At 71.0% G+C, this 13857-nt stretch carries 10 protein-coding genes; 7 read left to right on the forward strand and 3 right to left on the reverse strand.

All coding sequences use genetic code 11. From position 1 onward, the window contains the following. Positions 1 to 230: 230 nt before the first annotated feature. The 5 genes from ACFV1J_RS09225 to ACFV1J_RS09245 all read left to right on the forward strand — a co-directional run bounded on the left by ACFV1J_RS09225 (position 231) and on the right by ACFV1J_RS09245 (position 5376). Positions 231 to 875: a hypothetical protein gene (locus tag ACFV1J_RS09225; RefSeq protein ID WP_385856651.1), complete on the forward strand. Its 645-nt coding sequence runs from the start codon at positions 231 to 233 to the stop codon at positions 873 to 875. A 148-nt stretch (positions 876 to 1023) separates the two neighbouring features. Beyond that, positions 1024 to 2283, forward strand: coding sequence for an ABC transporter substrate-binding protein (locus ACFV1J_RS09230; RefSeq protein ID WP_385856652.1), 1260 nt, complete (start codon positions 1024 to 1026; stop codon positions 2281 to 2283). A gap of 11 nt (positions 2284 to 2294) precedes the next feature. Next, positions 2295 to 3245, forward strand: a complete 951-nt coding sequence (locus tag ACFV1J_RS09235) for a carbohydrate ABC transporter permease (RefSeq protein ID WP_385856653.1) — start codon at positions 2295 to 2297, stop codon at positions 3243 to 3245. Between the two features lie 5 nt (positions 3246 to 3250). After that, entirely contained in the window at positions 3251 to 4114 is an 864-nt protein-coding gene (locus ACFV1J_RS09240) for a carbohydrate ABC transporter permease (protein WP_385856654.1), read from the forward strand. 326 nt (positions 4115 to 4440) lie between these two features. Further along, positions 4441 to 5376 carry a TauD/TfdA dioxygenase family protein gene (locus ACFV1J_RS09245; RefSeq protein ID WP_385856655.1) on the forward strand — a complete coding sequence of 312 codons (936 nt, stop codon included), beginning with the start codon at positions 4441 to 4443 and terminating at the stop codon, positions 5374 to 5376. Between the two features lie 98 nt (positions 5377 to 5474). Here ACFV1J_RS09245 and ACFV1J_RS09250 read toward each other — a convergent pair whose 3' ends face one another. Both ACFV1J_RS09250 and ACFV1J_RS09255 read right to left on the reverse strand, forming a co-directional pair. After that, complete coding sequence (locus ACFV1J_RS09250) at positions 5475 to 6320, reverse strand: ArsR/SmtB family transcription factor (protein WP_385856656.1); 846 nt, start codon at positions 6318 to 6320, stop codon at positions 5475 to 5477. A gap of 525 nt (positions 6321 to 6845) precedes the next feature. Next, the gene (locus ACFV1J_RS09255) at positions 6846 to 9635 is read right to left on the reverse strand and encodes a hypothetical protein (protein ID WP_385856657.1); all 2790 of its coding nucleotides are present in this window, start codon (positions 9633 to 9635) and stop codon (positions 6846 to 6848) included. 128 nt (positions 9636 to 9763) lie between these two features. Between ACFV1J_RS09255 and ACFV1J_RS09260 the strand changes: the two genes are divergently transcribed. Together ACFV1J_RS09260 and ACFV1J_RS09265 are read left to right on the forward strand one after the other, a co-directional pair. Beyond that, positions 9764 to 9985, forward strand: coding sequence for a hypothetical protein (locus tag ACFV1J_RS09260; RefSeq protein ID WP_385856658.1), 222 nt, complete (start codon positions 9764 to 9766; stop codon positions 9983 to 9985). Positions 9986 to 10099: 114 nt separating this feature from the next. Then, a complete protein-coding gene (locus tag ACFV1J_RS09265) occupies positions 10100 to 10465 on the forward strand; it encodes an STAS domain-containing protein (protein WP_385856743.1) in 366 nt (121 codons plus the stop codon). Positions 10466 to 10662: 197 nt separating this feature from the next. Here ACFV1J_RS09265 and ppdK read toward each other — a convergent pair whose 3' ends face one another. Continuing rightward, positions 10663 to 13443 carry a pyruvate, phosphate dikinase gene (ppdK, locus tag ACFV1J_RS09270; protein WP_385856659.1) on the reverse strand — a complete coding sequence of 927 codons (2781 nt, stop codon included), beginning with the start codon at positions 13441 to 13443 and terminating at the stop codon, positions 10663 to 10665. Between the last annotated feature and the right edge of the window lie 414 nt (positions 13444 to 13857).

The raw sequence follows: 13857 nt of genomic DNA on the forward strand, positions 1-13857 counted from the left end.
GCGGGCCGTACCACCGAGGAGGTCTTCTCCGAGGTGCTGCGCCTGCTCGGCGTCGACCTTCCACCGGGGAAGCGGTCCCGGTGGCGTACGGCGCTCAGGCGGCAGAACGCAGGTCGCCCGTCGACGCTCCTCCGCCCGGTATGCCGCAGGACCACGAGGGCGAAGTCGTAACGGGGCCATGTGACGTCGGCGGCCCGGTGATTGTCAGTGCCCCAGGCCAGAATGGCTACATGACGACTGACAGTGACGATGCCCGTCGCGAGGGCTACGACGTGGGGAGCATCCTCGCCGACGAGGACCAGGTGGCGGCCTGTGCGCGGGCGAATATGGCGGCGCTGGTGGCCGAGCTGGTCGAGCGTGGGTGTGAGGAGCCGTGGGCGGGGCTGGAGGACGGGGAGGCGGATGACGAGTGGCCCGACTGCCTCCAGTTCTCCTTCGAGTGTCCGCCGGGGTACGAGGGGGACGTGGTCATGCCGGGCGTGCCTCTTGAGGTGGTGAAGGCGGCCGCGGAGGACGGGAGTTGGGCGGTTGTGCACAACGGGGTGCCGTATGCCTGGGATGCGCTCGTGGAGGAGCTTTCCGCGTTCGATGCGGCGCGGCGCACGATCTGGGAGAACCGGGACCGGCTGGTGGCCGAGCTCGCGCGGCGGGGGCTGGCGCTGCGGGACGAGGACGTCCACAGCGATCCGGATGCGAGCGGCGATTCCTGGGTGACCCATCGGCTCACGCTGGACGCGAGGGAGGTCAGGGTGTCGATACCGGATGGTGCGGTGGGGCCGGGGCTTTCTCAGGAGATGTATGTGGAGGGCTACCCGTACGTCTGGGAGGCGGCGGTGGAGGCGGCCGTGAAGGCGCTGACGCCGACAAGCTCGTAGAAAAAGCTTCATGGACAAGCCATGAGAAGCCATGAGAAGCCATGCGCCCGACACGGGTGTGCGGCAGAGTGGACGGTCGCACGGTGTGGTGATCGACGATCACCGGCACGACGCAGACGGCGGTGACGACGGCAGGGGGTAGTGGGCCATGACGGGGATCGGGCGGCGGAGGTTACTGGCGGCCGGGGGCGGGGTCGCGCTGACGGCGGCGCTGGCGACGGCGTGTGGGTCCAACACCGGTCGCGGAGGCGGCGGTTCCGGGGCAGGGATCAGTCAGTGGTACCACCAGTACGGGGAGCCGGGGACCGAGCAGGCCGTGAAGCGGTATGCGGCGGCGTACAAGAAGGCGCATGTCAGTGTGCAGTGGCGGCCCGGGGACTACGACCGGCAGACGGCCGCCGCGCTGCTCACCGACTCGGGGCCGGACGTGTTCGAGGTCAACGGGCCGCTGCTGGACCAGATCCAGGGCGGGCAGGTCGTCGATCTGACGGCCGAGGTCGAGCCGGTGAAGGACGACTTCAACCAGGCGGTGCTCGCGCCGAAGATCTGGCAGGGGAAGGTCTGGGGCATTCCGCAGGTCATCGACATGCAGCTGCTCTATTACCGGAAGAGCGCGTTGAAGGATGCGGGCGTGGAACCGCCGACATCCGTCGATGAGTTGGTGGATGCGGCCCGGAAGCTCACGACGAAGAAGACCAAGGGGCTTTTTCTGGGGAATGACGGTGGGGTGGGTGTGCTGAGTGGCACACCGCTCTTTGCCGCCGGGCTGAGTCTGATCAGTGAGGACGGGAAGGTCGGATTCGATGATCCGGCTGCGGCGCGGGTGCTGGGAAAGATCCGGCAGTTGTACGCCGATAAGTCGCTGCTGCTGGGCGCCCCTACGGACTGGTCGGATCCGGCCGCGTTCCTTCAGGGGCTGACCGCCATGCAGTGGTCGGGGCTGTGGGCACTGCCGCAGATCAAGAAGGCGTTGGGGGACGATTTCGGGGTGTTGCCCTTTCCCCGGGACGGCTCCGGCGGCAAGCCGTCCGTTCCTGTGGGTGCTTATGGGGCCGCGGTCAGTGCGCGCAGCAAGAGGAAGGCGGAGGCGAAGGCGTTCGCCAAGTGGCTGTGGGTGGAGCGGACGGATTTCCAGCAGGATTTCGCGTTGTCGTACGGGTTCCATATTCCGGCGCGGATCTCGCTGGCGAAGAAGGCCGAGCGGTTGCGGGAGGGGGCGGCCGCGGACGCGGTGCGGTTCGCGACGGAGTACGGCTATGCGGAGCCGCTGTTGTGGACGACGGCGGACCGTACGGCCTATCAGGACGCGTTGAGCCGGATCATCAAGGACGGCGCCAACCCGGAGAGTGAGCTGAAGGGCGTGGTGCGGAAGGTCAACGCCGAGCTGCAGCGGGTCAAGCGGAAGTGAGGGGCGGGACGGTGGGCGGTGCAACGGTCGCCGCCCCGAGCGCGGGCCGCCTCCTCGGCCCACAGCGGCGGAATCTCTGGTTCTGGGTGTTCGTCGGGCCGTTCGCCATCGGGCTCGGGTTGTTCACGTATGTGCCGTTGGCGTGGAGCGTTTATCTCAGCTTCTTCGATGCGCACAACACGGTGAGTCCGAGCGGTGCGGATTTCGTCGGGCTGGGCAATTACGGCGCGATGCTGGGGGACGATGCGTTCCTGGGCAGCCTGGGGACGTTTCTGGTGTTCACCGCGTTCATCGTGCCGGCGACGTACGCTCTGTCGCTGGGACTGGCGCTGATGGTCAACCGGCTGCGGATCGCCCAGGCCTTTTTCCGTTCGGTGTTCTTCCTGCCGACGGCGTGCTCGTACGTCGTCGCGGCGGTGATCTGGAAGTTGTCGATTTTCAACGGGGTGCGGTTCGGGCTGGCCAATACCGTGCTGGGATGGTTCGGCGGCGAGGACATCGCCTGGTTGTCGACGACGGATCCGCCCTGGTATTGGCTGGTCATCGTGACCGTACGGCTGTGGCTGCAGGCCGGGTTCTACATGATTCTGTTTCTGGCCGGACTGCAGCGGATTTCCCCGCGGTTGTACGAGGCGGCGGCGGTGGACGGGGCGCGGCCCGGCTGGCAGACGTTCCGGCACATCACCTTTCCGCAATTGCGGGCGACGTCCGTGGCCGTGGTGCTGCTGTTGGTGATCAATGCGTTCCAGGCGTTCGACGAGTTCTACAACCTGCTGAGTGATGCCCGTGGTTATCCGCCGTACGCCCGGCCGCCGCTGGTCTATCTCTATTACACGGCACTGGGCCGGGACCAGAATCTCGGGCTGGGCAGTGCCGGCGCGGTGATCCTGGCGCTGATCATCGCGGTGGCGACCGTGCTGCAGGCCCGCTGGTTCGGCCTGGGCCGCAAGGGGGAGGACTGAGCGGGATGCGGAACCCCACGAGGGATCCACTGACGCGGGACGCGCTGACGAAGGCCGGGCGGGCACTGCGGGTGGTGCTGCTGGTCGCGCTGGCGCTGCTGTTCCTGGTCCCGTTCTACCTGCTGGTGCGCAACGGGCTGGCGACCGAGCAGGACATCACCTCGCCCGGGTGGACGTTCTTCCCGCGCGACCTCCAGTGGTCGAACCTGACCGAGGTCTTCCGCGATCCGAACCTCCCGCTGGGGCGGGCCCTGCTCAACTCCACACTGATCGCGGTGTCGACGACGGTCGGTACGGTCGTCCTGGCCTCGCTCGCGGGCTACGGGCTGGCGCGGATTCCGTACCGGCACGCCAATGCCGTCTTCTACGCGATCCTCGGGACGCTGATGGTGCCGGCGGCCGTGACGTTCGTGCCGAGCTTCGTGCTGGTGTCGACGCTGGGATGGATCTCGACCCTGCGCGGACTGATCATCCCGACGCTGTTCAGCGCCTTCGCCTGTTTCGTCTTCCGCCAGTACTTCCTGGGCTTCCCCCGGGAGCTGGAGGACGCGGCGCGGGTCGACGGGCTCGGCTACTGGCGGACGTACTGGCGCATCGTCGTCCCCAACGCCCGGCCGGTGTTCGCCGCGGTGGGCACGATCGTCTTCATCGGCGCCTGGAACGCGTTCCTGTGGCCGCTGGTGATCGGGCAGGACCAGGAGGCGTGGACGGTGCAGGTCGCCCTGTCCACGTTCACCACCGCGCAGAACCTCAATCTGCATGAGCTGTTCGTGGCGGCGGCGGTGTCGATCGTGCCGCTGGTGGTCGTCTTCCTGGTGCTCCAGCGGTACCTCGTCGCCGGGGTGGAGCGCAGCGGGATCGATGACTGAGGACGGCATGGGTCGCCGGCGTACGGGGTACGGTGCGTGGCATGAGCACGCACCCGAAGCCACGTGAGGCGGCGCCGCGCGACCGCGGCCCCCACGGTGAGTGTGCGCCCCGCGGCCTGAGCTTCCTGCGCCGCCGCGGTCGGGTCGGGTCGCCCCCGGCCTGTTGTTTCCGTACGGCCTGAGTCGCCCTCGTACGGCCTGAGTCGCCCTCGTGCGGCCGGCCTGAGTCGCTTCCCTTGCCGGGCTCTCGCCCGCTTCCCTGCGTATCTCGTGCGCCCCTCCCGCCTCACCCGGCTGCGCCCGTCCCCCTTCCCCCAGGAGGCCCCATGACGCCCCTCGCCCCCTCCCTCCCTGCCCTTCGTCCGCACCGCATCCCCGCCGACGGCCTCTACGAAGGCCCGCGGATACTGCGTCGTACGCCCGACGGATGGACGGACCGGCCTTACGAGCGCTTCGAGGTCGTCCCGCAGGGCGCGACCCTGGGGGCGGAGATCCGTGGGCTGGACCTGTCCCGGCCGCTGACCGCGGGGCTGCGGGCGGAGCTGAACCGGGCGCTGCTGGAGTGGAAGGTGTTGTTCTTCCGCGGGCAGCACCTGACTTCCGAGTCACTACGCGAATTCGCCGCGAATTGGGGGGAGTTGGAGACCAATCCGCTGCTGGCTCAGGGGGATACGAAGGACGTGGTGCGGTTCGAGAAGGCGGCCGGCGCGGTTCCTACGTTCGAGAACGTATGGCACGCGGACGTCACGTTCCGGGAACGCCCGGCACTGGGTGCGGTGTTGCAGCTGCGGGAGGTACCGGACGCCGGCGGAGACACCCTGTGGGCCGATATGGCCGCGGCATACGACAATTTGCCCTTGGAAATCAGGGCCCGCATCGACGGGGCGCGGGCGGTGCACGACTATCTCCCGGGCTTCGCGCGCTTCTACTCCGCGGCCCAACTGGCGCCATTCCAGGAGGAGTTCCCGCCCGTCGAGCATCCGGTGGTGCGCCGCCACCCGGAGACCGGGCGGCGCACGCTGTTCGTCAACGCCTCCTTCACCACCCGGATCACGGGCTGGGCGGAGGAGGAGAGCGATCGGATGCTGCGGCTGCTGTTCCAGCAGGCGCAGGTGCCGGAGTTCCAGGTGCGGTGGCGCTGGCAGGCGGGCGATGTCGCCTTCTGGGACAACCGCGCCACCCAGCACTACGCCGTGAACGACTACGGGACCCAACTCCGGGTCGCCGAACGGGTCGCCATCGCGGGGGACCGCCCGTACTGATGGCGTAGCCCGTGCCCGCACACCGTCGGACGGGCCGGCCCCCGTCCGGCGTACCCGATCCGCTCCGCACGCCCACCGCCCGTCCGGAGCACCGGCCGTCACGCCAGCCGCTCGTACGCCGCGTCCTCCGCCGGGCGGGCGCCGCGCAGCAGGGCCGCGCCCAGGGGGGTGAGGGTGTGCAGCACCGCGTTGCCCTGCCGCAGTGTGGTCAGCAAACCGGCGTCGCGCAGGACCGTGGCGTGCTGGCTGGCGGAGGCCAGCGAGACATCGGCCCGGCGGGCGAGTTCGCTGGTGGTGCAGCCGACGCCGACGCCCTGCAGTATCGCCGAGCGGGTCTTGCCGACGAGCCGGCCCAGACATCGCTCGGGCGGCAGGTGCGGGGTGAGTTTCGGCGTCGGGTGCTCCACCGGGTAGACGAGGACGGGCGTCAGGTCCGGGTTGTGGAAGGTCACCGGCGTGCGGCGGCAGAAGTACGAGGGCAGCAGGAGCAGCCCCCGGCCGCCCAGGTGGAGATCGCGGTCCACCGGATAGTCGGCCTCCAGGACCGGCGGGCGCCAGCGCATCATCGGCGGCAGCGAGGCGAGCAGCCGGTCCGCGCCGCCATCGAGCAGCGCCCGGCCGCGGGTGGCCCGGTCCGCCTCGATACGGCCCTGGATGCGCGGCCAGTACGGGGCGACGGCCGCCTCGAAGTAGCCCTGCAGGATGGTGGCGAGCCGGCCGAGCGCGCGGGTGTCGCCGTCGGCCATCGCCCGGACCCACGACGGGAGCGGGCGGGCGGCGGTGGACAGCCGGGACAGCTCGGTGTGCAGTCGTTCGGCCGGTGTCTCGCGCAGCGCGGCGAGCGCGTCGGCCAGCCCGAGGAGCCCTTCGGCGGGCGTCAGGAAATCGGGGAAATAGCCGCGCGTGGGCACCAGCGGCGCCAGCAGACGCGCTTCGCCATTCAACTTTCCCCGTGTTTCCGATCGCCATTTGCCGAACGCCGAATCGTCCCGCCGGTCACGCAGCCGGTGAAAGCTCAAGACGGTCTCCCACAGTGCGTCCGGGCGTGCCGCAATGCGCACACGGGCCAGATCGAGTCCACTGAAATGGACGCGTAACACCGAACCCCCACCCTTGGTTGTTTCCATCGGCCCCCGGCACGCCTGAGTATGCACGCCAACACGCGCGGTCACCATGCCCTTTTGGCCAGACTTGAAAGTCCTCGCGCCGCCCGGGGGGCGGCAGGAATGCTTGTACTCAATTCGACGGCGGCACGAACGGCCCGGATTGCTCGATCCCGTGGGGGGTGATGGGCAAACAACCGCCCGCTCGGCAGCCCCGTCGAAGGCCGCCTTCCCGCGCCGACCGGGGTGGCGGCAGCTCCCGAGGGGGGAGTCCGGAGAAAGCGAGGGCGGCACCTCCGCACAGGTGCCGCCCTCGTCCGGTTGTTCCTCGGGGCCGCACCAGGGGCAGTCGTGCGGATCACCGGCTCATCCCCGGGTCCGCAGCAGCCCCTCCCACGCCTCGGTGTCCCCCGCGTCCACCGCCGTTCCGTAGAGCTCCGCCGCGCGTCGCAGGTCACCCTTCTCCTCCGTGAGTTGGGCGAGCGCACCCCAGGCAGCCACGTCTCCCAGGGCGGTCGCCGTGAGATAGGCCCGTTCGGCGCCTTCGAGATCGCCGCCCTGCTCGCGTACCCGGCCGAGGGCGGTCCACGCCCCGGTGGCGCCGGCCTCCCGCGCCCGGGCCACCGCCGACTCCGAGCCCGCCCGGTCGCCGGCCCGCTCGCGGATGCGGGAGAGCGCGGCCCAGGCCTCCCCCTCCCCGTTCTCGGCGGCGGCGTTCGCGGCGCGTTCGGCGCCCACCCGGTCGCCCGCCGCCTCCCTGAGCCGCGCGAGCAACGTGCAGGCGTCGGTGTCCCCCGCCGCGGCGGCCGCCTCGGCCGCCACGTCCGCCGCCGCCGGATCGCCCGCCGCCTCCCGCAGCCGGGCGAGGGCCACCCAGGCCTCCGCGTCGCCCTGCCAGGCGGCCTTGCGGGCGGCGCGCTCGGCGCCCGCGCGGTCGCCGTTCTCCTCGCAGAGCCGGGCCAGTTGGGCCTGGGCGGTGACCGACCCGGCGGCGACGGCCCTCGCCCAGGCCTGCGCCGCGCCCTCGGCGTCGCCCCGCTCCCGGCGGAGCCGGGCCAGTACGCTCCAGCCCTCGGCGTCCCGCCGCTCACCGGCCTGTGCGGCCGCCCGCTCCGCCCCCGCCCCGTCGCCGCCGGCCCACCGCAGCTGCACCAGATGGACATGGGCCGTGCTGACCCCGGCGGCGCCGGCCGCGGTGTAGGCGGTCTCCGCCGCGGCCCGGTCGCCGGCCCGCTCGGCCAGCCGGGCCTGCCCCAACAGCCCCCAGGGGTCTCCCGCGCGGGCCGCCCGGGCGTACGCCGCCCCGGCGCCCTCGGGGTCGCCCGCGCCGTCCCGCAGCCGGGCGAGCGTCAGCCACGCCCGGCTCCAGCCCGCCTCCGCCGCCCGGGCAGCGGTCTCCTCGGCCCCCTTCCGGTCCCCGGCCGCCTCCCGGAGACGGGCCAGGGCCGACCACGCCTGCCGCTCCCCCGCGCCGGCCGCCCGCGCATAGGCGTGGCAGGCAGCGTCCCCGTCCCCACCGTTCTCGCGTAAGGCCCCCAGCACGGCCCAGGCACGGGCGTTGTCCGCCGCGGCCGTCTCCGCGCCCTCCCGGTCGCCGGTCTCCTCCAGGAGCTGGGCGAGCGCCGGACGTGCCACGTCACCGCCCCGCGCAACGGCGCACCGGTACAGCCGTACGGCGTGGTCGTGGCGGTGGCGGTCCTGGGCCGACTGCCCCATCGCGTACAGGTCGTCGACGGTCCGGGCATGGGCCGCCGCGGCCTCCCACAGCTGCTCGGGCGGGGCCAGGTGGGCGCGCCGCAGCCGTACGCTCTGGTCCAGGTAGTCGGCGGGGTGGTAGCCGTCCGCCGCGCCGAGGCCCGGTGCGACCCGGTCCGGCACCAGGGCGGACAGCGAGCCGGTCTCCTGGGCGCACAGACTGCGCAGGGCGGTGGCGAACCAGCCGCTGTCGTGCGTGACCCGGGCGGTCGTCGGCAGGTAGCCGGCCACCGCCTCGGCGAGCAGTTCGCCCGGCAGAGCGCTGCCGTGCCCGAGGCGACGGGCGTCGACGGCGGCCGTGACGACCGCGTGCTCGATCTCCGAGAAGGCGTTGCCGGGCCCGGTCCCGTACCGCCGGACCAGCTCGGGGCCGCCCGTCAGCTGCTGGATGACCCGGGTCCGGGCGCCGTCGCCGGACCACTGCGCCGCCGCGACCGCCGCCCGCATCCGCGGGTCCCGGACGGCGATCTTCCGGGCCTGCCCCAGCGCGTCCCCCAGACCGTCCGGGACGTGGATCTCGGCCCGGTACGTCTCCAGGAGGGCGCGCGCATGGGCGTACCGGTCGGCCGTCTCCAGCGCGCGCGAGACCACCTTCCGGGCGTACTCCGGCCATATGGTGCCGATCACGGCCACCGGCGTGACCCGGGCGAGGAGTTCGGCGAGGGCCCGGGCCGCCTCCTCCCCGGCGGGCTCGGTCAGATGGCGCTGTGCCTCGTCCAGCCAGACGACGGTGCGTGCGTCGACGGCGTCCGTCGCCACCCAGTCGACGAGTTCGTGGGCGCCGCGCGGCACCAGCACCGGCCAGGTGGGGAGTTCGCCGCGGACGGCCTCGAAGGCGGCGCGGGACTTGCCGGTCGACGACTGCCCGACCAGGAGCGCGAAGACGGACTGCCGGCCCTCGGCCGCGAGCCGCAGCCGGTCGCGGAGCAGCTCGTCGTGTTTGCGCGCGATGTACGGAGTGAGGTCGTCGGTGCCGCTGCCGTCGACGGCGACCGCACGGTGCACCCCGAGGGAGAAGGCGCCCCAGTCCTCGGCGGTGCGCGGCGGCGGGCCCGGGTTCTCCTGGGCCGCGATCCACAGCTGCTTGGTCCGTACGACCACGTGCTCCGGGTCCTCGGCCCCGCCCGCTCGCGCCAGCACCGCGGCGACCGACTCCGCGTCGTGCAGACCGGGCAGTTTCGCGCCGCCCAGGATCCGGTTGACGGTGTCCTTCGCGGGCAGGCCGGGCAGGCCCCCGTCCTGGCCGATCGCGTCCACGATCGCCTCCAGGGAGGGGGTGCCGGCGGCGAGGTAGAGGCGGTACAGGAAGCGCTTGAACTCCCGTAGCGCGCCCGGCGGCAGCCGCGGCGGGGACAGTGGCCGCGGCCGGCGCCCCGCAGCGCGCATCTCGTCGCTTCCCATCGCTGTTCCCCCGCTCTCCACCGCATCCCGTCGCCACCCGTCGGCGGCCTCCCGCCCGCCGCCATCCTGATCCCGACGACGACAACGCGTCCAGCGGACGACGCAACCCCTCATCACGGAGGCACCAGTTGAACCCCTTCGCCACCCTCCTCACACGAGGCACGGCCAACGCCCTGTACCGGGCCCTGACGGCGGCCCTCCTCGTCCTTCCCCTCCTGCTGGTCACGCTGGCCAGCGTGCCGGCCCTGGTGGTGCTGCCGTTCCTGCCGGACGGCAGCCGCCGCGCCGACCGCATCATCCGCCAACTGATCGCCTGGACACGGTCGTTGGCGGCACGGGGCAGGGCATAGGCGGCGTACGCTGAGCACGGGAACGCGCCGAGCAGCAGGACGCGGGGACATATGGAGCCGATCGTGGACCGGTACAGCCGGGTGGATTTCACCCACGAGCACCTCTCCGAGGTGATGACGGTGCTCAAGGTCACCGGCGAGTTCGACATCTATACGGCCCCGCTCTTGCGGGAGGCCCTCGTGGAGCTCGTCAGCGACGGGCACTTCCAGCTGCTCATCGAGGTGAGCGAGGTGGAATTCCTCGACAGCACGGGATCCGGTGTGCTGGTCGGCGCCCTGAAGCGGACCCGGGCCCACGGCGGCATGGTGGGAATCGTCGCCCCTGACGCCGTCTTCCGGAAGACCCTCCGGGTGACCGGTCTGAGCAGGCTCTTCCCGTTCTTCCGCTCCGTCGCCGAAGGGGAGGAAGTCCTGCCGCTCCTCGCCGCCCGCCTCAACCAGCGGCGCAGCGAGGCCATCCGTGCCCGGCAGATCGCCTGAGACAGGGGTTCTGGGCGCCACACCACTCGCGGCCCCGCACACGACCGAGGGCGGCACCTCCGCACAGGTGCCGCCCTCGTGGGGGTTCCGGAACCGACGGCCGGGCGGGTGAGGGTTTTTGAGGTGGCCCCGCCGCCGGTTCCGGTGGTTCTCGCGCGGCACCGCGGACGCGCTCGGCGCCCGCGGTGCCGTCAGGGTCAGCGGCTGTCGCTGCCCTTGGACTCGGCCGCCGCCCGGCCCGCCTCCAGTCGCGCGACCGGGATGCGGAACGGGGAGCAGGAGACGTAGTCCAGGCCCGCCTCGTGGAAGAAGTGGACGGACTCCGGGTCGCCGCCGTGCTCACCGCAGACACCGAGCTTGAGGTCCGGGCGGGTGGCCCGGCCGGCCGCCGCGGCGTTGCGGACCAGCGAGCCCACACCGTCCTTGTCGATGGTCTCGAACGGGCTGACGCCGAAGATGCCCTTCTCCAGGTACGCGGTGAAGAAGCTGGCCTCGACGTCGTCCCGGGAGAAGCCCCAGACGGTCTGCGTGAGGTCGTTGGTGCCGAAGGAGAAGAAGTCCGCGGACTCCGCGATCTGACCGGCCGTGAGGGCGGCGCGGGGCAGCTCGATCATGGTGCCGAGGGTGAGCTTGAGTTCGACGCCCTGGGTCTTCTCGACCTCGGCGATGACCTGCTCGGCCTCCTCGCGGACGATCTCCAGCTCCTGGACGGTGCCGACGAGCGGGATCATGATCTCCGCGCGCGGGTCGCCGTTGGCGTTCTTGCGTTCGGCGGCCGCCTCGGCGATCGCCCGTACCTGCATCGCGAACAGACCGGGGATGACCAGGCCGAGGCGCACACCGCGCAGGCCCAGCATCGGGTTCTGCTCGTGCAGCTTGTGCACGGCCTGGAGGAGCCGCAGCTCGTTCTCGTGCTTCTCGTGGCGGGCCTCGGCGAGCGCGACCCGCACCGACAGGTCGGTGATGTCGGGCAGGAACTCGTGCAGCGGCGGGTCCAGCAGCCGTACCGTCACCGGCAGCCCGTCCATCGACTCGAACAGCTCGATGAAGTCGGCCTTCTGGAGCGGCAGCAGCTCGGCGAGCGCGGCTTCCTTGTCGGCGTCGGTGTCGGCCAGGATGAGGCGCTCGACCATCTCGCGGCGCTCACCGAGGAACATGTGCTCGGTGCGGCACAGGCCGATGCCCTGGGCGCCGAACCGGCGGGCGCGGGCGGCGTCCTCGGCGTTGTCGGCGTTGGCGCGGACCCGCAGCCGGCGGACCCGGTCCGCGTAGGCCATGATCCGGTGGACGGCCTTGACCAGCTCGTCGGCGTCATCGGCGCCGGCGTGCATCCGGCCCTCGAAGTACTCCACGACCGGGGACGGCACGACCGGCACCTCGCCGGCGTAGACCTTGCCGGTGGAGCCGTCGATGGAGACGACGTCGCCCTCCTCGATGACGGTCCCGTCCTGGGTCGTCATCCTGCGGGCCTTGGTGTCGACCTCCAGCTCCTCGGCGCCGCAGACACAGGTCTTGCCCATGCCGCGGGCGACGACGGCGGCGTGCGAGGTCTTGCCGCCGCGGGAGGTGAGGATGCCCTCGGCGGCGATCATGCCGTTGAGGTCGTCGGGGTTGGTCTCGCGGCGGATCAGGATGACCTTCTCGCCGGAGCGCGACCACTTGACGGCGGTGTACGAGTCGAAGACGGCCTTGCCGACCGCCGCGCCCGGGGAGGCGGCGATACCGCGGCCGATCATCTCGGACTTCGCGCCGAGGTCGAAGCGGGGGAACATCAGCTGCGCCAGCTGCGCGCCGTTGACCCGCTGCAGCGCCTCGGCCTCGTCGATCAGGCCCTGGTCGACGAGCTGGGTGGCGATCCGGAAGGCGGCACCGGCGGTGCGCTTGCCGACCCGGGTCTGCAGCATCCACAGCTTGCCGCGCTCGATGGTGAACTCGATGTCGCACAGGTCCTTGTAGTGCGTTTCGAGCGTCTCCATGATCTGCATCAGCTGGTCGTACGACGTCTTGTCGATCGACTCCAGCTCGGCGAGCGGCACGGTGTTGCGGATACCGGCGACGACGTCCTCGCCCTGCGCGTTCTGCAGGTAGTCGCCGTAGACGCCCTGCTGGCCGGAGGCGGGGTCGCGGGTGAAGGCGACGCCGGTGCCGGAGTCCGGGCCGAGGTTGCCGAAGACCATGGAGCAGACGTTGACGGCCGTGCCGAGGTCGCCGGGGATGCGCTCCTGGCGGCGGTAGAGCTTGGCGCGGTCGGTGTTCCACGAGTCGAAGACGGCCCTTATGGCGAGGTCCATCTGCTCGCGCGGGTCCTGCGGGAAGTCCCGGCCGGTCTCCTTGGCGACGATGTCCTTGAAGCCCGCGACCAGGCTCTTGAGGTCGGCGGCGTCGAGGTCGACGTCGACGCGGACGCCCTTGGCCCGCTTGGCCTCCTCCAGCGCCTCCTCGAAGAGCTCGCCGTCCACGCCCAGCACGGTCTTGCCGAACATCTGGATCAGGCGGCGGTACGAGTCCCATGCGAACCGCTCGTCACCGGCCTGCGCGGCGAGGCCGGAAACCGACGCATCGGAGAGGCCGATGTTGAGGACGGTGTCCATCATGCCGGGCATGGAGAACTTTGCCCCGGAACGCACCGATACGAGCAGCGGGTCGTCGGCCTGGCCGAGCTTCTTGCCCATCTTCTGCTCAAGGGCGTCCAGGTGCGCGGAGACCTCGGCACGGAGTGCCGCCGGCTCGGTGCCGCTGTCCAGGTAGACCTTGCAGGCCTCGGTGGTGATCGTGAACCCCGGAGGGACGGGAAGTCCCAGGTTGGTCATCTCGGCGAGGTTCGCACCCTTGCCACCGAGGAGGTCCTTGAGGTCTTTGTTGCCCTCGGTGAAGTCGTAGACGAACTTCGCGGACGAAGGCTGGGTTACGTGGGGATCTTGTGTTTCCGGCACGGCACTGACTCCTCGCCGACGGGCTGCCCTGACGGCGAGGAACATACCCAGATCGAAGGCGTATGGGTACGTCCACTTGGTCGACATACGTGCGTAACCGGCTGTCAGCCAGCAGATCGAAAGTGATCAACCGCTCGGCGGTCACTTCATTACCCGAATGCATCACTGCGAAGCGTGATCGTAGAGCGCGATTCGTGATACGCAGTGCAACACATGTGTACATCGCTCGAACGGAAGAAGGGTGGCACCCGGTGCCACCTCTCCGAGAGGTGGAGTCGGCGATTTACGCTCATCTGAGCGCTACCCCTATCAGGGGTGGCGAGAATCACGCGCTCATGTGTGCCGTGGTCCCATCATTTGGACCCTCTCGGCGGTCGGTCGATCAAGAGAATCGTCCCGCGGAACAGTCATCCGCGCGCACGCGGCAGGCCATTCGCTACACAATTCGGCCACCTGGCG

It is taken from the genome of Streptomyces sp. NPDC059649, from assembly GCF_042734445.1.
Lineage (GTDB): Bacteria > Actinomycetota > Actinomycetes > Streptomycetales > Streptomycetaceae > Streptomyces.